The 20,204-nt window shown below is 35.8% G+C and carries 22 protein-coding genes; 7 read left to right on the top strand and 15 right to left on the bottom strand.

What is annotated here, in order from left to right:
* Positions 1–115: 115 nt before the first annotated feature.
* Genes pcp through JVV30_RS09800 form a run of 3 tightly spaced genes read right to left on the bottom strand, consistent with a single transcriptional unit; the run spans position 116 to position 2,402 of the window.
* Positions 116–754, bottom strand: a complete 639-nt coding sequence (gene pcp, locus JVV30_RS09810) for a pyroglutamyl-peptidase I (protein ID WP_107629278.1) — start codon at positions 752–754, stop codon at positions 116–118.
* Positions 755–778: 24 nt separating this feature from the next.
* Positions 779–1,705 (bottom strand): DUF979 domain-containing protein, encoded by a 927-nt coding sequence (locus JVV30_RS09805; protein ID WP_204194095.1) that lies wholly within the window; start codon positions 1,703–1,705, stop codon positions 779–781.
* A complete protein-coding gene (locus JVV30_RS09800) occupies positions 1,698–2,402 on the bottom strand; it encodes a DUF969 domain-containing protein (protein WP_204194094.1) in 705 nt (234 codons plus the stop codon). The genes JVV30_RS09805 and JVV30_RS09800 overlap by 8 nt, the downstream gene beginning before the upstream one ends.
* Before the next feature lie 351 nt (positions 2,403–2,753).
* Here JVV30_RS09800 and JVV30_RS09795 point away from each other — a divergent pair, with 351 nt between their 5' ends.
* The gene (locus tag JVV30_RS09795; RefSeq protein ID WP_204194092.1) at positions 2,754–4,130 is read left to right on the top strand and encodes an MFS transporter; all 1,377 of its coding nucleotides are present in this window, start codon (positions 2,754–2,756) and stop codon (positions 4,128–4,130) included.
* 47 nt (positions 4,131–4,177) lie between these two features.
* Here the strand turns inward: JVV30_RS09795 and JVV30_RS09790 are convergent, their stop codons facing one another.
* From JVV30_RS09790 to trhO, 4 genes are all read right to left on the bottom strand, one after another.
* Positions 4,178–5,152: a choloylglycine hydrolase family protein gene (locus JVV30_RS09790; protein ID WP_204194089.1), complete on the bottom strand. Its 975-nt coding sequence runs from the start codon at positions 5,150–5,152 to the stop codon at positions 4,178–4,180.
* Positions 5,153–5,203: 51 nt separating this feature from the next.
* Positions 5,204–5,602 carry an MFS transporter gene (locus JVV30_RS13295; RefSeq protein ID WP_343283862.1) on the bottom strand — a complete coding sequence of 133 codons (399 nt, stop codon included), beginning with the start codon at positions 5,600–5,602 and terminating at the stop codon, positions 5,204–5,206.
* Positions 5,603–5,642: 40 nt separating this feature from the next.
* The gene (locus tag JVV30_RS13290) at positions 5,643–6,407 is read right to left on the bottom strand and encodes an MFS transporter (RefSeq protein ID WP_239469358.1); all 765 of its coding nucleotides are present in this window, start codon (positions 6,405–6,407) and stop codon (positions 5,643–5,645) included.
* A 110-nt stretch (positions 6,408–6,517) separates the two neighbouring features.
* The gene (gene trhO, locus JVV30_RS09780) at positions 6,518–7,480 is read right to left on the bottom strand and encodes an oxygen-dependent tRNA uridine(34) hydroxylase TrhO (protein WP_053030041.1); all 963 of its coding nucleotides are present in this window, start codon (positions 7,478–7,480) and stop codon (positions 6,518–6,520) included.
* Positions 7,481–7,758: 278 nt separating this feature from the next.
* Here trhO and JVV30_RS09775 point away from each other — a divergent pair, with 278 nt between their 5' ends.
* The 3 genes from JVV30_RS09775 to JVV30_RS09765 all read left to right on the top strand — a co-directional run bounded on the left by JVV30_RS09775 (position 7,759) and on the right by JVV30_RS09765 (position 10,935).
* Positions 7,759–8,736: an SMP-30/gluconolactonase/LRE family protein gene (locus tag JVV30_RS09775; RefSeq protein ID WP_204194087.1), complete on the top strand. Its 978-nt coding sequence runs from the start codon at positions 7,759–7,761 to the stop codon at positions 8,734–8,736.
* Between the two features lie 213 nt (positions 8,737–8,949).
* Complete coding sequence (locus tag JVV30_RS09770; protein WP_204194085.1) at positions 8,950–9,045, top strand: type I toxin-antitoxin system Fst family toxin; 96 nt, start codon at positions 8,950–8,952, stop codon at positions 9,043–9,045.
* A 243-nt stretch (positions 9,046–9,288) separates the two neighbouring features.
* The gene (locus tag JVV30_RS09765; RefSeq protein ID WP_204194082.1) at positions 9,289–10,935 is read left to right on the top strand and encodes a phospho-sugar mutase; all 1,647 of its coding nucleotides are present in this window, start codon (positions 9,289–9,291) and stop codon (positions 10,933–10,935) included.
* 225 nt (positions 10,936–11,160) lie between these two features.
* Here the strand turns inward: JVV30_RS09765 and JVV30_RS09760 are convergent, their stop codons facing one another.
* From JVV30_RS09760 to JVV30_RS09730, 7 genes are read right to left on the bottom strand one after another with little or no spacing between them, the layout of a single operon-like run.
* Positions 11,161–12,018: an urease accessory protein UreD gene (locus JVV30_RS09760; protein WP_204194080.1), complete on the bottom strand. Its 858-nt coding sequence runs from the start codon at positions 12,016–12,018 to the stop codon at positions 11,161–11,163.
* Positions 12,018–12,632 carry an urease accessory protein UreG gene (gene ureG / locus JVV30_RS09755; RefSeq protein WP_204194078.1) on the bottom strand — a complete coding sequence of 205 codons (615 nt, stop codon included), beginning with the start codon at positions 12,630–12,632 and terminating at the stop codon, positions 12,018–12,020. Before ureG ends, JVV30_RS09760 begins: the two co-directional genes overlap by 1 nt.
* Positions 12,633–12,644: 12 nt before the next feature.
* Complete coding sequence (locus tag JVV30_RS09750) at positions 12,645–13,334, bottom strand: urease accessory protein UreF (RefSeq protein ID WP_204194075.1); 690 nt, start codon at positions 13,332–13,334, stop codon at positions 12,645–12,647.
* Entirely contained in the window at positions 13,327–13,779 is a 453-nt protein-coding gene (ureE, locus tag JVV30_RS09745) for an urease accessory protein UreE (RefSeq protein WP_107629269.1), read from the bottom strand. Before ureE ends, JVV30_RS09750 begins: the two co-directional genes overlap by 8 nt.
* 12 nt (positions 13,780–13,791) lie before the next feature.
* Positions 13,792–15,507 (bottom strand): urease subunit alpha, encoded by a 1,716-nt coding sequence (gene ureC / locus JVV30_RS09740; protein ID WP_070854563.1) that lies wholly within the window; start codon positions 15,505–15,507, stop codon positions 13,792–13,794.
* A complete protein-coding gene (locus JVV30_RS09735; RefSeq protein ID WP_053030033.1) occupies positions 15,507–15,914 on the bottom strand; it encodes an urease subunit beta in 408 nt (135 codons plus the stop codon). Before JVV30_RS09735 ends, ureC begins: the two co-directional genes overlap by 1 nt.
* Before the next feature lie 12 nt (positions 15,915–15,926).
* Positions 15,927–16,229, bottom strand: coding sequence for an urease subunit gamma (locus JVV30_RS09730; protein ID WP_053030032.1), 303 nt, complete (start codon positions 16,227–16,229; stop codon positions 15,927–15,929).
* 217 nt (positions 16,230–16,446) lie between these two features.
* Here JVV30_RS09730 and yut point away from each other — a divergent pair, with 217 nt between their 5' ends.
* Positions 16,447–17,349 (top strand): urea transporter, encoded by a 903-nt coding sequence (gene yut / locus JVV30_RS09725; protein ID WP_204194072.1) that lies wholly within the window; start codon positions 16,447–16,449, stop codon positions 17,347–17,349.
* A 190-nt stretch (positions 17,350–17,539) separates the two neighbouring features.
* Here the strand turns inward: yut and JVV30_RS09720 are convergent, their stop codons facing one another.
* Positions 17,540–18,463: an ABC transporter substrate-binding protein gene (locus tag JVV30_RS09720; protein ID WP_204194070.1), complete on the bottom strand. Its 924-nt coding sequence runs from the start codon at positions 18,461–18,463 to the stop codon at positions 17,540–17,542.
* A gap of 71 nt (positions 18,464–18,534) precedes the next feature.
* Here JVV30_RS09720 and JVV30_RS09715 point away from each other — a divergent pair, with 71 nt between their 5' ends.
* Complete coding sequence (locus JVV30_RS09715) at positions 18,535–18,705, top strand: hypothetical protein (protein ID WP_158261804.1); 171 nt, start codon at positions 18,535–18,537, stop codon at positions 18,703–18,705.
* A gap of 135 nt (positions 18,706–18,840) precedes the next feature.
* Positions 18,841–19,980, top strand: coding sequence for a polysaccharide deacetylase family protein (locus JVV30_RS09710; protein WP_204194069.1), 1,140 nt, complete (start codon positions 18,841–18,843; stop codon positions 19,978–19,980).
* Positions 19,981–20,204: the final 224 nt, after the last annotated feature.

Here is a 20,204-nt window from a genome sequence, read left to right as displayed (position 1 = left end):
AATAGACATTATTATATGATACACCCTATACAAATTCTTTGAAATGATAAATTTGTGAATAGATACGTAGAGGTTTTCCAATTTTGAAAATAAAAAAGAGGGTGAGGACCCTCTTTTAATGTGTTTCACCTAATGCAACTTTAGTATCATCTTCTTTGGAAATTGCTTTAATAGCAGCGGTTAAACCTTTCGCTATTGTCTCAATAGACATCGATGGTTTCCCAGGTTTATCTGTCACTTGTTCTGGGATAAACGGCACATGAATAAATCCAAATAACAAGCCAGGGTATGATTTATCAGCGAGATAACCTAATTGATATAAGACATGGTTACAAACAAATGTACCCGCGGTATTCGATAAACTTGCAGGAATGCCAGCTGCTTTAATCGCTTCAGTCATCGTCTTGACAGGTAGATTTGAGAAATAGGCAGGTGCACCATCTTCTTGAATAGATACATCAATTGGTTGATTTCCTTTGTTATCTGGAATACGTGCATCATCTATGTTGATACCAACACGCTCAGGCGTCAGATCATAACGCCCACCAGCTTGCCCGATAGATAAGACCACATCGTAATTGCCATTTGCTAACTCTTTATCAATGACGTCTTTAGATTCATGAAAGACGGTTGGAATTTCTAACTTTGAAATGGTATGTTCGCCAATTGTGTCCTCTAATTGCTTTACTGCCTCTAATGCAGGATTAATCTTTTCCCCACCAAATGGATCAAATGCTGTAACTAAAATCTTCATTATTCATTTCCTCCCTTGAATTGTTTAAAATGCCCAGAAATACATGAGCGCTATGTGAATCACTATAAGTGCTAAGGCTATAGGTGCTTGAGCCTTAATGACACCAAATTCTTGTTTCATCTCAAGTAGTGCGACAGGTAATGTGTTGAAATTGGCTGCCATAGGTGTTGACAATGTTCCACAGAAACCACCAGTCATGGCAAGTGCACCTGCTATGATTGGATCTCCACCTTGAGCAATGACGAAAGGAATACCGATACTCGCTGTGATAACTGTAAATGCAGCGAAAGCATTTCCCATAAGCATTGTGAAGAGCACCATACCTAGCACATATGCAATGGCACCAATTAAATGGTTACCCTCAGGTAAAAATGATGAAATGCCTTTAGAAATGACTTGACCTACGCCACTTGCAGTAAAGAGTACGCCAAGTGCAGCTAAGAATTGTGGTAATATACCTGTCGTTCCAACTTGTTGTGTTAGTCTGTCACTGTCATACAATGTGTAAGATAATTTTGGTTTGATAATGAGTAGTGCTGCGATTAAGCCGATAACTGATGAAATACCTAAACCAATTGCACCACCAAGTGGTGTCCAGTTTGATACAACAACAGCTACGACAGCTAGGACAATTGCTGGAATGAAGAGCTTATTTCCATATTTAGCAGAACCTTTTTCAACTTCTTTACCATTGACATCGATAATATTTTTAATTGTAACTTGTCTGAAAAGTGTTAAGGCACCCATAGCTAAAACAAGGAGACCATTTATTGCGTCAGGAATGTAAGGCCCGCCTATGAATAAAATAGCTAGAATCGTCCAAAACGCTGCCGTACCTAAACGTTTTGATTTATCTTGTGAACGTAAAGCGCGAAAGGCTGTATATAGGAACTGAAGCCCAATAAGTATGTAAAATATTTCTAAAATATGGTTTAACGTTGTCTCATTCATGGTTTTTCACCTCATTATGTCCATATTTTTTATTAAAGTAACGATCAAGTAAAATATTCTTAATCCAAACTAAGATAAGTGTGATGATGGCGATAGGAATTGAAGCAAGTACTAAACTCATTGCATTCACTTTGATATCTAGAGATTGGAAAGTCCCAACCATTAACAAGACGCCTGCAGCACCAACAAATAAGTTTTGACCGAAGAAATTACCATAGTTTTCCATGGCAGATGCTTCAGCTTTTAATTTTTCAATATCTTTCTCATCGACGTCTTTATCAGTAAGATTAAAGCGTGTTCGAAGTGCACCTTGAACCATTGGATTAATTAAAGGTCGAACAAATTGAGGGTGTCCACCGATACGTATAGAAGCTACACCGGCGATTTCACGAATAATTAAATATAAAGTGAGAAGGCGACCGGTTGTTATTTTCTTAACGTTACTAATGAGTTTAGAAGCTTGTTGCTTCAAACCAAAACGCTCAATTAAACCGACCATAGGAAGTGTAAGCATAAATAAAGTTACAAGACGTTGATCTACAAAGGCTTTTCCAAGTGTTGAAAGTACTTCAACGATATCCATACCGGCAACTAAACCAGTGACCACAGCAGCAATTAAAATAATTGCGATTGTATCAAACTTAAGAATGAAGCCGATGATAATGATTAAAATACCAATCAATTTAATCCATTCCATAAAACCACTCCTTAAAATTAATTCAATTTATCATTTAATATCTAAAATCTGAGGTTCAAAGTTACAATAACGCTGTAATGAATCTAACTCAGATAAGATAGATAAATGATTAATAGATGTAATTTTCTTAATATTAGCACAACTAAAATTACTATTAAAGTGAATTTAAAATAAAAAGAATAATATTTTGAGAGTGTATAATTTGTATATTTTATTGTTACAGTGAATCATGTAAAGAAAAGATGATTAACCCTATATACTTTCTCTGCATACGTGATATAATAACTAAGGTTAAATGAGAATAATTCTCATTATCTAGATTGATTATATTATGCAAGGGAAGTGTCAGATGTGAAATCGCATCAAAGTAAGTTTGACGGTAAATTAATCATTGCAGCTAGTTTTGCAGTGTTAACATATTGGTTGTTTGCGCAATCATTTATTAATATTGGCTCAAGCGTTCAAAAGACGTTTAGTGCTGCGGATTCAACATTAAATCTATCAATCAGTTTAGTCGCTTTTGTAACTGGTATTTTCATGGTAGGAGCAGGGGATATTGCTGATAAAGTCGGCAACCTGAAAATGACGATATTAGGTCTTATCTTTAGTATCATCGGCTGTCTTAGCCTGATCATTGTGCCAGCAACACCCTTTTTAATTATTGGACGAATCTTTCAAGGGCTGTCAGCTGCGATACTCTTGCCTTCAACGATTGGTTTAGTATCAGATAAATTTAAAGGTCAAGATTTGCGTAAAGCCTATAGTTTTATGATGATTGCGACAGTTGGTGGAATTGGATTTTCTTCCTATGTTGGCGGTCTTATTTCTAGTTTATTGAGTTGGCAAATGATCTTTGTAATTTCAATCATTTTGTCAGTGATCGCAATCTATATTTTAAGTCGTAGAAAGGAAACACCACGTTCGGAACGTAATCATCAGCCTTTTGATTATGTAGGTATGATCATCTTTGGTGTCGTCATTGCTTGCTTGATGTTGCTGATGACACAAGGATTTACATATGGTTGGACGAGTCGTTTCACATTATCTGTTGCTGCTATTGGTCTCATTGCCTTAATTGTGTTCTATCTTTTTGAAAAAGGCAAAACCACACCATTTATTGATTTCTCGATTGTAAAAAACCGAGCATTTCTAGGATCAACGATTAATAATTTCGTACTTAACACAGGCGTTGGGACTACAGTTGTCTTCAATGGCTATGCGCAAAAGCAATTTGGCATGAGTGAAGCACAAACGGGGTTAGTCACTGTGCCGTACGTCTTCATGGCGATTGCAATGATTCGTTTAGGTGAAAAAGCAATTCAAAAATATGGTGGTAAAAGCATGTTGATCGCCGGACCACTATTTCCAGCAATCGGTATTATTCTAATTAGTTGTACTTTCCTATCGCCAAGCTGGTATGTGGGTATTGTAACGTTCGCATTTGTGGTTTGTGCAATTGGTAATGGATTGGTTGCAACACCAGGATTAACGATTGCGGTGTTTAATATGCCAGAAGAAAAAGTGAGCTTTGCGACTGGTTTGTATAAAATGGGGGCTACACTCGGAGGTGCCTTTGGTATTGCATTAAATACAACTGTATTTACAATATGCCAACAATTTTATTCAGTAGAAATAGCAGCAATGATTTCCTTCTTAGTTGGGGCAGTTATTATGATACTTGGACTTATATCAGCATTTATTCTTATCCCTAAAAACGTTAAAGCATAGTAAAAACAAGCGTGACTGTTTTATCAGCCACGCTTGTTTATTTATAATTATTTCACTTCATCGGTAGACAATCCTTGCGGTATAGGGTCAAAAATAACCAAATCGTCGCTGTTTAGTAAATCCTCTGTTAATTGTAACTCAGCGATACGATTAGAATTGTAATACTTCACATACAACGTGCGCGTAGATAAGTTAAATACAGTTTGGTATAGCGTATAGTGGAATTCATGTTCAGAAGGGCGAACTGCTCCTTTAGGAATGCTGACGCTATCAAGAATTCTAAAAGCATCTAACACCGCATCATCACCATCGTCAGGCAACATATTATTTACGAGATAAGCGGCTCTTACATAGCGTTCTGCTGATGTGTAGCCACCTGGTAATCCAGACGTACCACTTTCATTTCCAATATATAAATTTTTATAACGTTTATATTGGGGTTTGTAAGGCGTCACATTCGCATAGTTCTTCAAGTTCTCGTAATGCCAATTTAAGTCAGGACTATTGGTAAGTACGCCCACTGGATTCTCGTGCACGACAATGCGTCCTTCTACAAATGTAATCTCTACAGTACGACCAGTCGCATCAGAAACATGATAATGTAAAGGTGGTGCTTCATTAATATCATTTAATGTATGTGCGACTACATTGACCTGATCAGCTTGCTCAATCAGTTCGGCAATCGTTTGGTTATATCCAAGTACCCATGTCAATACTTCGGTTTGAGAAATATTAATATATCCATCACGTATTTCATGAGTATATGATGCATAACCACGGTCATATTGATTCGAAATCGCAAGCCCATGCTCATTTACACCATCTCCGAAAATAAAACCTTCCATATCAGACCCAGCACCTGTAAAACCATACTTCGTTGTCCCTTTATAATCTACACGAGATTCCCAATAGAAATGACGTGGTTGCACGGCAGGATGTCCAGTTAATGGATAGTCATAATCCATCGTACGCCCTAAAATAACGTCGCCATTTTTAGCTTGAAACGTAAAACCTGTACACATATACAATAGCCTCCATATCCAAAGTGAGAATTATTATCAATTATAAGATTTCTAATTACGCATTTCAATTTTTAAAGTTTTTCGGAAAAAGAGTCCTAAAATAAAAGTTACTATATACATACTAAAACAAATAATATAGGCCCAAGTAATACCGAAATAATCAACGATTATCGAAATAATAAAAGTTCCTAAAGCGAAGAAAATGCTGTTAAATAAATTGTTTAATATGTAAGTAGAAGTAAGGATTTCTTTAGGTGTATTGCGTTGAATCATTGAATTTAGTGAAATATAACGCATGTCTTCGAAAATACCCATAAATAATGAAAATAACAATGCAATCATTATTGAATGGTGAAGAATAAAACTTAAATTAATAAAGGCTAAAAGCAAAGGAACGTAAATAATTATTGGATAGTTTATTTGTGTGAAGAAACGATCCTTATGGTTTATCCATAGTCCTGCAATAATTGTGCCACTAAAGAAAAGGGCATTAATCAGTCCAAACCAAAAAATCAGGAACGTGTAAATAAGTTCTTGTGTAAGTCAAAATAATTGCTGCAATCCAAATGGTTGTTGCGAAAGATTCAAAAATAATAGAAATGTTTAAATACAAACTCAATTTATCACGATAATTATCACGAATAACAGCTTTAAAACTACTAAAAATATTTACCTTCTCATTTTTGTAAATATGACGTTCTGAAAGGCGTAAAATAAAAAAATAACTTATCATTTCAAGTACTAGCGCAAATAAAAATAAGTATTTCGCACCTATAAGACTCATTAAAATGCCGCCTAATGCCCACGTAGAAAGTTGAACAAAACTACTCATCATATTCATTAAAGCGTTAGCAGATGTAATAGCATCCTTATTCTCAATAAAAGGAATCATTGAGTTCTTAATTGGGTTTGTAAAACCATCAAAAATTGCATTAAGAAAGAGAAGAACAAAAATAAAAATAGGTGATGTTTCGAATATTAATAAACATGCAATACTTGCTAAACTTACTAATTTAAGTCCTTGAAAGATTAATAGAACTTTCTTTTGAGTAAAATATTGATATATGTAGTTTGAAATTAGGCTACTCACGAAAATACCTAATGTAAAGATGATGGGAATCATCGAGGCAGCGGTCGTTTTAGATGTGATATTAAAAACAATAGCAATAAGGCCAACAATTGTTAAAATATCACCAGTGTTAGCAAACAATTGACTATAAAACAGATGAAAGTAATCTTTACTATGTTTTCTCATATTGCCACACCTCAATAACACTTGTGATTTTACACTATTATAGCATTAGGTAGTCATAAAAAATATCCCTTATGAGTTAATTAAATCTCATAAGGGATATGATTCATATATTAAGCATGTGCGTGTTCTGGTACGTCTTTAAAATTGTCTAAACGACGATTCCATTCTTCATCACTTATATTATTTTTAGCTACATAACGGTTACGTTCATGTTTCGCGCAATCATATGAACATGCGCCAAGATATTTAGCTTCATTTTCTTCTGAAACAAGAATTTGTTTGTTACATTCTGGATTAGCACAGTTAATGTAACGCTCACATGGTGTGCCGTCAAAGTGTTCTTTACCAATCACTGTTTTCTCAACTTGGTTGACGTCTACGCTAATACGTTCATCGAAGACGTACATTTTACCGTCCCAATATTCACCTTTAGTCTCAGGATCTTTACCATATGTTGCAATACCGCCATGTAATTGACCAACATTCTCGAAGCCCTCTTTTACTAACCAGCCTGAGAATTTTTCACAACGAATACCACCTGTACAATACGTTACGATATTTTTACCATCTAATTGGTCTTTATTCTCACGAATCCAATCTGGTAAATCTCTGAAACGTGTAATATCTGGACGGATTGCACCGCGGAAGTGTCCTAAATCAAATTCATAGTCATTACGTGCATCTAAGATAACAGTATCTTCATCTTCCAATGCTTCTTTAAACTCACTAGGTGAATAGTATTTACCAGTTGTGACACGTGGATCAACATCGTCCTCTAAACCAAGTGCAACAATTTCATTTCTTGGGCGCACATGCATTTTTTTGAAAGCATGACCTTCAGCTTCGTCAATTTTGAACGTCATATCTGCGAAACGTTCATCTGCATGCATATGTTCGATATATTGATCTGTATCTTCTTTCGTACCTGATAACGTACCATTGATACCTTCTGTAGATACTAGAATTCGACCTTTTAAGTTATTTGCTTTACAGAATTCTAAATGCTCAGCAGCAAATGTTTCTGGGTCATCAATCGTTGTGTATTTGTAATATAATAACACTCTATAATCCATTTTCTGATTCTCCTCTAAAAATTATTATTTATCGTAAAGGCAAGCCATATCATTTAATGATTCATTTATTTATCTTTTTATAAAAATCAACATTATATTATTTTATCAAATTTACAATAACTTTCAATATTTCAGTTTTTAAAATAGGGCAATAGACCTATGTTAGAAGTATAATTACTTTTTGAAAGCGATTACATGTAGTACGATAAGTAGAAAGTGTATTAAAGGATTATAATGAATGTAAATGATACTTTTCACAAAGGGAGGAAATGTTAATAATGACAAATCAATCTTTACCAAAATTAACATATACTGGAGCATCTAAAAGCGCAGTACCAATTATTTCTGAAAATGAATTACAAACGGTAACGGCAGAACCATGGTTGAAAATTTCAGATGAAGGATTGCAATTAGAAGGTCTCATCTTTGATAAAGATCATAATTTGTTCTTATGTGAAGTATTTGGCGGTAAAATTTTTAAAGTTGATATAAATACAAAAGAAGTTTCAACAGCATTTCAATCAACAAAACAAAATCCAGCTGCAGTCAAAATACATAAAGATGGACGTTTATTTACATGTTATTTAGGTGACTTTGAGTCAACAGGCGGCATCTTCGCTACTGATGAACATGGTGAACAGTTTGAAGAAATTATTTCAGAACTCAACACAGAATATTGTATCGATGACATGGTCTTTGATAGTAAAGGTGGCTTCTATTTCACTGATTTCAGAGGTTACTCTACTAATCCTAAAGGTGGCGTCTACTACGTTTCGCCTGACTTCAAGACGGTGTCACCAGTCATTCAGAACATTTCAGTAGCAAACGGAGTAGCGTTAAGTACGGATGAAAAAGTACTATGGGTGACAGAAACAACGACAAATCGACTTCATCGTATTCAATTAGAAGACGATGGCGTGACAATTGCACCATTTGGCGCAACGATTCCGTATTACTTTACTGGTCATGAAGGGCCAGATTCAGTATGTATCGATAGTGATGATAATTTATATGTCGCGATGTATGGCCAAGGACGTGTTTTAGTCTTTAATAAACGTGGCTATCCTATTGGTCAAATCTTAATGCCAGGGCGTGATGAAGGTAAAATGTTACGTTCAACACATCCACAATTTATTCCTGGAACAAACCAATTGCTCATTTGTACCAATGACATTGAGAACGGCTCAGAAGGTGGTTCTATGATTTATACCGTTGAAGCCTTTGCGAAAGGTCAAGAAAGCTATCAATTTCAGTAAGTAATAAAAACTCAGAAAGATAGTAAATATAAATTATTTTAGAGTAAACAAAACAGTTTTCTATAAATAATCGAGAATTTATTAAATTAAATGCTAATGTAGTAGCTAATAATCAAAGATTTGCAATATAGAGTGATTTTACACTTTAGTGCTATAATCAAGGCGTCGCTAGCGCTTCCGGCGATAATTTCGACGGAAGGAGGTGTGACGCCAATGGAGTTAATTTTTTTAACCATCATTGGTCCTGTTATTACAGGATGTATTGTTACGGCTTTTAAATATTGGTTAGACACCCGTAATAAGAAATAAGCGACATCGTCTAACACACCATAAAACCCCTCACTAGCGACTTAGTGAGGGGTTTGGTGTTGCCAATGGAATTAATTTATGAATGTATTATATCACTATGAGTAACTTATTGCAAGTTTGATTCGGCTAGCATAAAAGATTACTAAATAATGCTTATCCCCTAATCAAATGAAACTTTTTTAAATATCCAGTATACTGAAATAGAATAATAAGACATCCGTATAAGTATGAAAGGAGTATATGATGAAAGACAATTGGATGAAATATAAAGATGACAGTCTTGTAGCATCATTCTATGATAGCCAGACCACGACGTTTCAAGAACAGGGATTTGAAACTGAATTAGCATTTGGTACTGCAGGTATTCGTGGACAGTTTGGACTTGGTCCAGGTCGTTTAAATCGCTATACTATACAACGTCTGGCATTAGGAATTGCTAATTACTTAAAAGATAAAGAAGATAATCCTTCAATTGTCATTCACTATGATATCCGTCATTTATCTTCAGAATTCGCGCATATTATTACGCAAATTTTGACTTCGAATGATATCAAAGTTTATCTGGCAGATGGGTATAAAACAACGCCACAACTATCTTTTGCTGTGCGATATTTGCAAACATCTGCCGGTATCATGATTACAGCAAGCCATAACCCTAAAGATTATAACGGCATCAAAGTTTATGGTTCAGATGGCGCACAGTTGGATGAGGATACTTCATTAGAAGTTGCTAACTATATCAATAACTTAGGTAATCCACTTGAATTAAACATTGACTTAAACCAAGAACCTATTGAGAAGAACACATTTGATTTACCAGAAGCGGTTGATGATAGTTATATCAATGAAATTACACGGTTAGTAGGTGATATTCCTCAATCCGATTTAAAGGTCGTATATACGAGTTTGCATGGTACTGGTGTGCCAATTATTCCGGACGTTTTAAAGCATCTTAATTTTCAGAATGTAAGCCTAGTACAATCACAATGCGAACTTGATCCGGACTTTAGTTCCGTGAAAAGTGCGAACCCTGAAGAACGAGAAGCGTTTGATTTAGCTATTCAACAAGCACATGATAGCGAAGCGAATTTAATTATTGCAACAGATCCAGATGTCGATCGCATGGGGTTTGTTGAACGATATGCAGATGGACAAACATATTACTTTGGTGGCAGTGAAATCGGCGCGTTACTCATTAAATATCTTCTCGAACACACGAATATACCGGAGCATTCAGTTGTTATTCAATCTATTGTAAGTGGTGAGTTAGGTAAACGTCTTGCGCAACAACATGGGGTCACTGTGAAGGAGGTCTTAATCGGCTTTAAGCATATTGCTAAAGCTATTCGTGAATTAGATGATACAGAATCTTTCCTATTCGCCTATGAAGAAAGCTATGGCTATTTGGCCGATGATTTCGTGCGAGACAAAGATGCTATTCAAATCGTGCCGTTGATGATTAAGTATGCATCTATTTTGAAAAGTCAGGGCAAAACACTATACGACGCTTTAAAAGAGATTCATAACGAAGTAGGGCAATATCGTGATAAACCGATGTCTAAAGTCTTTGAAGGTAAAGAAGGGCAACAACAGATTAATGAATTAATGAATCAATTAAGACAAAATATTCCTGAAATCATAGCAGGATTAAGCGTTGTTGCAGTGGAAGATTATAAGACATTAAAACGTGTAAATAAAGAAGATCATACTGAAGAAATAATACGATTACCTCAAGCGAATGTGATACGAATCATGTTTAAAGAAGGCTTTATTGCATTGAGACCATCAGGTACAGAACCTAAACTGAAGTTCTATCTCTCACTCAACGTCGAAAACTTCGAACAAGTATCACAAGAAATCTATAATTATATATTTGGCGATACTGAATAGCCTTTCTCAAATGTCTTTCCTAGTACAAAGACGTCATTTTAATGGCAAGACGCTACTAGGAATTGGATACGTCTTGAGACAAAAATGAAAACAAAAAGCGATGAATCACGACCACTTAACCTTTGTAAAAGGTTGGTCAAGTGCGTCATCGCTTTTTCAATCAAAGCAAGCAGGGAGCGGGACAACGATTTTAAAAAAATCTGTCCCGCTCCCTGTTCTGCTTTATTAATACTTTCTTAAAAAATTGATTTGTCGATCGTATAATTTATTCGCAATATAAGATTGTACCGTATTCAGAATCTCTTCAATTTCCTGTGTCATATTTGATAATACACGCACGGTAAAGCCATGTGTTGGCAATTGTGTTATGCCAAGACGACAATCATATTGCTTCATATAACCTTTAATTTCGTCATACACTTCATCGATTAACTTTTGCGTCACGTCAGAATGAATAAAATAGGCTGAACCTAAATGTGTGTAATGCTCCATATAACCAATCGAACTAATTTCTGTTTCACTTGGATGCATACGCAAATTATCGTAAGTGACGAGTTCATTACCGACGTAAATTTCATTTAATAAATGCATATAATCATATGTGAAATGTTCATCACGCATAGAATAGCCAGGCGTCAAAATATCTGTATAATACATAGATGCCGTTTCATCTAACTTGAATATATTGTGCTGATAGAATTTCGCATGTTCGTAAGCAATAATCGGGTCACCAACATATTCCATATATCCATCTTTCGCTATATGGAATGTTTGATATTGTTCCACACGATCATTCAACGTCTTATAAATCTTTGTAGCACCTTGTGATGTGAGCGTCACTGCTGCGCCTTGATCTACATTGATATTCATTCGATATCGATCGCCATCTAAGTATCCACCTCCCACGTTCACAATATAGAACGTAGGAATCGTTGAATGATTTAAATAGACTGGGCGAATGACTTTTAGCGCTTTTTCAAAAAAGATGTCGCGTGCAACAGAGCGTTTACCATTATTGAATACAGTTAGCTCTAACTGTCCAGTCCAAGATTGTTCAGTATCTTGTTTCATATCTTCAGCCATTAAGCTAACCCTTTAAGTAATACATCACGTTCAATCCACTCAATAACGTTGTCTAAACCATCATCTGTCTTAAGGTTAGTGAATGTGAATGGACGATTTCCTCTAAATGTCTTCGTATCTTCAGCCATTTGGTCTAATGACGCACCGACAAATTCCGCTAAGTCTGTTTTATTAATGACGAAGTAGTCAGATTTAATCATACCTTGACCACCTTTACGTGGAATCTTCTCACCTTGGGCTACATCGATAATGTAAATTGAGAAATCTACTAATTCTGGACTGAATGTAGCGGCTAAGTTATCGCCACCAGATTCAATAAATATTAACTCAATGTCGTCATTACGTTCTAATAATTCATCAATCGCAGCAAAATTCATTGAAGCGTCTTCACGGATAGCTGTATGTGGACAGCCACCTGTTTCGACACCAATGATTCTATCTTCAGCTAACACGCCTGTATTGACCAAGATTTTTTGGTCTTCTTTAGTATAAATATCATTTGTGATAACACCGATACTTAATTCTTTAGACAGACGGCGGACTAATTTTTCTACTAATTGTGTTTTACCTGCACCAACAGGACCACCAATACCAATTTTAATTGGATTTGTCATAAATATTACCTCCTATGAAATAAAGATTCTCACATTAACGTTCTCATGTTCCATTTGATTAAGTTCTAATCCTGGTGCTGTCACACCAAAGTCTGATTCGTTCAATGTGAAGATATGTTGACGCGTACGTTCAATATGCGGAATCATATCTGACACAACTTGTTGCCCCGTTGTTTGACCAAGAGGGATTGCACGTACCGCATTCTGAGTTAAACTTGAAACATTTTGATACAAGTAATAATCAATAATCGTTTCGATATCAATACCTAAATGATGGCCTAATATTGTAAAGCAAATCGCTGGATGTAACTTAGCGCGCTTCTCAGTCATTTGTGTATGGTACCACGTCATCCATTCGCTATCATAAAGTTCCATTGCCAGTTTTGCCATACGTGTGCCCATTTGTTTCGTGCCGACACGTGTTTCGCGAGGCAAACTTTGAACATAAATTAAGCGATCTAATCTTAATACTTCTTCTGTATCTTCATTTTCTAACGCTTGATAGACAAAACGCATAGCCAAACCGTCTGAGTAGGTTAATTGCTCATTTAAAAATAGCTGTAACCATGCTTTAAACGTCTTAGCATCTTTCACTACATCGCGTTGAATGTATGTTTCTAAACCAAATGAATGACTAAATGCACCTGTAGGAAATTGTGAATCACAGAACTGAAATAATCGAAGATGTGAATGATCAATCATGTGAATGTCCTATATGTCTGAAGGCTTTATTAACTTTACGGTCTTCATGACTATAAGGAATGCCTAATGATTTTAATAAATCTTCGACCAAATAATCATATTGTACGAGCATTTCAGTTTCTGTAAATTGTGCAGGTAAATGACGATTGCCAAGTTGATGTGCGATATCGCCCATTTCTTGTAACGTACGTGGTTTGATAACGAGTAAGTCTTCAGAATTTACATCAACCACAATCATATTTGTTTCGTCTTGATATAAAATATCACCATATTGTAAATCAATAGGTTGTTTTAAACGGATACCAATTTCTGTGCCATGATCTGTTGTCACACGTTGAATACGTTTAACTAAATCAGAGTTTTCTAAATAGACTTTTTCAACGTGCTTTTGTTTATCTTCAGCTGGTAAATTAGCGATGTTTCCTTGAATTTCTTCTATAATCATTAAACGTACCTCCTAGAATAAGAAGTATCTTTGAGTTAACGGTAATTCAGTAGCAGGTTCACTAGTCACTTTTTCGCCATCAACAAATACTTCATAAGTTTGTGGGTCTACATCAAGTTTAGGTGTAGCATCGTTATTCTTCATGTCTTTTTTCGTTAAATTACGAATGCCATGAACAGGTCGAACCATACGTTGTAGGTTTAAGCTACGGTAGATACCACTTTCGAATGCAGTTTTAGAAACAAATGTAATGGCAGTATGCTGTAAATTGCCACCATATTGGCCATACATTTTACGATATTTTTGTGGTTCTGATGTTGGAATTGAACCGTTGGCATCGCCATTAACCGCTGCATTAATTAAACCGCCTTTTACAATTAGTTCAGGTTTAACACCGAAGAAGGCTGGTTCCCACATCACTAAATCTGCTAATTTACCACCTTCGATTGAACCAACATAGTCTGAAATACCATGTGTAATTGCAGGATTAATTGTATATTTAGCGATATAACGTTTAATACGGTTGTTATCATTGTATTCTGCATCACCATCTAAGAAACCGCGTTGTTCTTTCATACGGTGAGCGACTTGCCAAGTACGTGTTATCACTTCGCCTACACGTCCCATCGCTTGTGAGTCAGAACTTACCATACTAAAGACGCCCATATCTTGGAGTACGTCTTCAGCTGCGATAGTTTCTTTTCTAATACGAGAATCTGCAAAGGCGATATCTTCAGGAATAGATGCGTTTAAGTGATGTGTAATCATTACCATATCTAGATGTTCGTCGACAGTATTTTGTGTGTAAGGTAATGTTGGGTTGGTAGATGAAGGTAAGATATTAGGATATGATGCGGATTTAATTAAGTCGGGCGCATGTCCACCACCTGCACCTTCAGTATGATACATATGTAAGACACGTCCTTTAACTGCTGCCATTGTATCTTCCATAAATCCAGCTTCATTTAATGTATCAGCGTGAAGGGCAATTTGAACATCGAATTCATCTGCAACGGCTAATGCGTGATCAAGTGCTGATGGTGTTGCACCCCAGTCTTCATGAACTTTCAATCCAATGACACCTGCATGAATTTGTTCAATGAGCGCAGTGTGATTAACAGCTTGACCTTTACCAGTGAAACCAACGTTAATAGGGAGTTGCTCAGCTGCTTCAAGCATGCGATGTATATGCCAAGGGCCAGGGGTTACTGTCGTAGCTTTAGTACCTTCAGATGCACCAGTTCCGCCACCAATGTGTGTAGTGATACCACTTTCAAGTGCTACTTCAGCTTGTTCTGGATTAATAAAGTGAACGTGTGTATCAATACCACCAGCTGTCACAATTTTACCTTCAGCTGAAATAATATCTGTTGTCGCACCAATAATGATATCAATATTATCCATAATATCTGGATTACCTGCTTGGCCAATAGCAAAGATGTAGCCATTTTTAATGCCAATATCTGCTTTAACTACTTTATCGTAATCAATAATAACTGCATTTGTTATAACTAAATCTGCAACATAACGGTCGTCACGTGTCACGTTAGGATTTTGCCCCATACCGTCACGAATCGATTTACCGCCACCGAAAGTGACTTCATCTCCGTAACTTGTATAATCGTGTTCGACTTGAGCAAATAAATTTGTATCACCTAGACGAATTGAATCGCCTGTAGTCGGACCATAAAGACTGGTATATTGAGATTGCGTCATTTTAAAACTCATTAATCTTGTCCTCCTTTTTTATTGACGTTTTCTTCGCCTTCGTCATGAAATACACCGGCGTAGTCATCATTCTCGTCGGTAGGACGGTAAACGCGACTTTCATCAATTTTGCCATTCACTAAACCACGGAAACCGTATATATTACGATGGCCTACATATTCAACAAGTTGAACTTTTTTCTCGTCTCCTGGTTCGAAACGTACGGCTGCACCAGCGGGGATATCTAAGTGTTTGCCATAAGCTTTTTCACGTTCAAAATTTAATGCTTTATTAGCTTCAAAGAAGTGGAAGTGAGAACCAACTTGTACGGGTCGGTCACCAGTATTTTTAACAACAAGTACCGTTTCCGCGCGTCCTTGATTAATTTCGATTTCAGTATTTTTAACTATAATTTCTCCAGGAATCATACTATTGCCTCCTTAGACGATTGGATGATGGACTGTAATGAGTTTCGTTCCATCTGGAAATGTTGCTTCGATTTCAATTTCTTTGATCATGCTTGCAACACCTTCCATGACATCTTCTTCGTTTAGTATTGTTTTGCCATAGCTCATTAATTCGGCTACGGTTTTACCGTCTCTTGCACCTTCGAGTAATTCATCACTGATTAAAGCGAGCGCTTCAGGATGATTTAACTTTAAACCACGTGCTTTACGACGTCTTGCAACTTCTGCAGCTACAACAATCATCAACTTATCTTGTTCACGCTGAGTAAAATGCATATCTATTCCTTCTTTCCATTTGAAAATAACGTTCGTAGCCTTAATGTTAGAACTGTTAAGAATATTGTACAAGCAATATAGTCATACAATTATTTTAAATACAAACTCTAATTGTATTTCTACATGATTAAATTTTGTAAAAGTATTTTGTAAGTTGTAGTAATAGTGCTAGAATTTAAAAGAACGAAGTGTAATAACAAAAGAGTAAGGTGAGTTTGTGAAGTATATTGATGTTTTTTTCAAAAATATAGCGCAAGTTGTGTTTATGAATAACAAATGGTCAGGGGTCCTGATTTTAATTGGTTTGTTTGTGGCTCGATGGGAGATCGGTATAGCGGCTATGATAGGTAGCGTATTAGCGCTCTTATTGGCACCCTTTTTCAATTATAGTGAAGCGGAAATTCAAGATGGCTTAGCAGGGTATAATGCTGTGTTAACGGCTATTGGTTTAGCATTGTTCCTTCAAACTACAATGGTAGCTTGGGGTGTATTGCTAATTGCGACCATTTTAACGTTGCCTATGGGGGCGGCCATTAGAGAATGGTTAAAGCCATTTGGTGTACCTATGCTAACATTTCCATTTGTATTGATGACGTGGTTAGTGTTAGCAATGACAACTCAATTTTCGAAATTAAAAGTGACAATTGATATATTGCCACAACAAGTAAAACATCCAGATATTAGTCATAATCATATCAGTTGGCTAAGTGGTATTACTACGAACTTCAGTGAAATCTTTCTAGTGACGTCTATACTGGGAAGTGTGTTAATTATAATAGGCATCTTTGTGGGATCAATCAAAGGTGGTATATACGCCATCATTTCCAGTATCTTAGCTGTTATCTTTATTGTGGCACTTGGTGGTGACTATCCATCTATTACGAATGGTTTATATGGCTATAACGCTATACTTACAGGTATTGCGTTGGGTGCGATATTTACGACGAAATTAAATACGTATATCGCAGTCATTACAGGGTTGTTATTAACTGTAGTAATGCATGGTGCACTCGCAACGTTACTTGCACCAGTAGGATTACCTGTATTTACGGCACCTTTCATATTTGCTACATGGATTGTGATGTTCGCTGGCAAGACATCAGTTGAAGAAACAAATTAAATGTTATAATAAAAAAAGAGGCTGGGACATAAATAATATAATGAAGCTATTTTGCAAATTCGCAGTAGCTGACTGAACTGAAAAGGCGCTTAAATTAAGCTTTTCTCAGTTCTAGTCACCCTTGCGGGGGTGGGACGACGAATTCAAAAAGAATTCTGTCCCACTCCCGGTTTTTTCTGCAAGTAAGGCACTATTTACTTGCAGAATCTAATAATTTTTTCTTTAAATCTTTACGTTCAAAGTCAAGAGAATAGGGATCGTTTAACCAATACACACCCTCGTCAACTTTAAATGTTTGTCCTTTTTTAACTGCGTCTGTATTTTTCCAAACATCTTTATTTTCGAATGAAAGGTCAGCCCCTTTAGCAACAGGTGTTACGACATAATCACCAGCCATTTCTGGAATTTGTTCCGCAGAAATATCAGCTAAATCTTCTTTTTTAGTTGCACTTTCAACTTTACTTGGCATTTTTAGGCCGAATGAATCGTAAAGTACTTCGCTTCCGTGACCATAAGTTTTACCTAAAACATAGATTTTTTTATCGAAATCTTTGATGATTGAGACAGTAGCATCTTCACCAATGGCATCCTTAATTTCTTTACCATCATCTTTGGTTTTATCTTCCCATTGATCTACCCATTTTTGCGCTTTATCTTCTTTACCGATAATTTTACCTAATTCTAAATGTTGTTCTTTATAATCATGTTTCATATAATCAAATGCGACAGTAGGTGCGATTTTTTTCAATTTTTTCAAGTTTTTGTCAGTATTATAAGTAATGATTAAATCTGGTTTTGCTTTAGCTACAGCTTCAACGTTTTCAGGATCAATTTTCTTAACATCTTTAAATTTATCTTTTAATACTGAACTATCATCAACATTTTTAGCTACAGCTTGAATATTAGCATCAAGTTCTTTTAAACCACCGGCATACGTTGTACCTAAAACAACGATTCGTTTAGGTTCCTTAGGAATTTTAATTTTATCCCCATCGTCAGTTGTATAAGATTTAGTATCTTCTTTAGCATCATTAGAATGATTATTATCGCTATTATTACCACAAGCAGCTAAGGCTAAAATAAATACTAACGCCACAGCAAATAATTTTCTCAAAATATCCATCTCCTTTTATATGTATAATGCAATTATATAGGAAATTAAAATGAAGCAAAAGGTGAAATAGAATGACATTAGATAGATACGATAAAATTGCGATAGTGCTCATCATAGTATTTGTATTCATTAGTACATTTTCAATGCCGGAAATTTACGAATTAATATTAAAGAGCATTATTGTTCTCGCCATTGTAGTTAATTTAGTTATGAAATTCATTGAAAAGCGTAAAAACAAATAATTTAATATTAAATAAAATTAATGTCATGTAAAAATTACGTTAAGCTATAAATGATATGTTATATATAGTATAAAAATGTTATATAATATTCAGTGATCGGCATAAAATCACTTTGTTATATAAAGGAGTAAATGCATGACTAAGAAATATTTGTTGAGTGTATTCACAGTTGTTCTCGCCATTGTTTTATGTGCATGTCAATCGACATCACACACGCAAGATAAAAAAGCGCAACAAGCATCGCAAAATAAAGAAGCAAACATGTATGCGAAAAAGAAAAGTTCTGGACAAGAAGATTGGGTTGAATATAAAGGTGATGTGGCGCATGTCTTTTTTCATCCGTTAATTACAGATCCTAAGATCGCGTTCACTGGTGAAGCAAATCAAGCAAAAGGTAATAATGATTGGATGATTACTGTTGATGAATTTAAACGTTCACTTGATGAGTTATATCAGCATCATTACATATTAATTGATCCACATGATGCCTATGATTTTAATTCTAAACCTATTAAGAAGAAAACATTAAAGCTTCCTAAAGGAAAGAAACCATTAATTTTATCCATTGATGATATGAATTATTATGATTATATGAGAGGAAACGGCTATGCAGACCGCTTAGTCTTAGACAAATCTAATCACGTTGTATCTGAAACAAAAGGTAAAGATGGGAAAGTAACACAAAGTGAAACGAATGATATCGTTCCGATTCTAAATCGCTTTGTGAAAGATCATCCCGATTTCTCACTGAATGGACAAAAGGGTGTCGTTGGTTTGACAGGATATAACGGTGTACTTGGATATCGTACCAATGAGTTAGACAGCAAAGATTATCATGAGCGAAAAGAACAAGCAATCAAAGTTGCAAACGCAATGAAACGTGACGGTTGGACATTTGCAAGTCATTCTTGGGGGCACATTGATTTTGCCAATAGTTCATATGACCGTATTGTGAAAGATACCGAACGTTGGAAGAAAGAAGTCACACCAATCATTGGACAAACAGATTTATTTATTTTCCCTCATGGCGCGCAAGATAGGGGCTCTGCAGGTTATCAATATCTAGAGCATAAAGCTGGTTTCAAATATTTAGCGGGCGTAGGTCCTAATAACTTTACTGATATCGGTGAGTATAGTGTATATCAAGATCGTGTTGCTATCGATGGTTTGAATCTCTATGACTTTAAATACAAGTTGAAACCATTTGTAGACCCTGACAAGGTTTATAGCAAGGAAGATCGTAGTTATTTTAAAGGTGACAAAGCGTATAAATAATCAGAAGTCACAGGCACATGACTCATCGCTATGACAAATGACAGCGAAATGAGCCTGGGACATAAATAATATGATGATGCTATTTTGCAAATTCGCAGTAGCTGACTGAACTGAGAAGGCGCTTAAATCAAGCTTTTCTCAGTTCTAGTCATCCTTGCGGGCGGGGCCCCAGCAAAGAGAATTTCGCTAAGAAATTCTACAAGCCAAGCAAGTTGGGAGTCGGG

This window comes from Staphylococcus sp. GDY8P47P (assembly GCF_016892225.1).
GTDB lineage: Bacteria > Bacillota > Bacilli > Staphylococcales > Staphylococcaceae > Staphylococcus > Staphylococcus borealis.
Note: the sequence above shows the minus strand (reverse complement) of the source record. Positions and strands in the feature narration are given on the sequence as shown.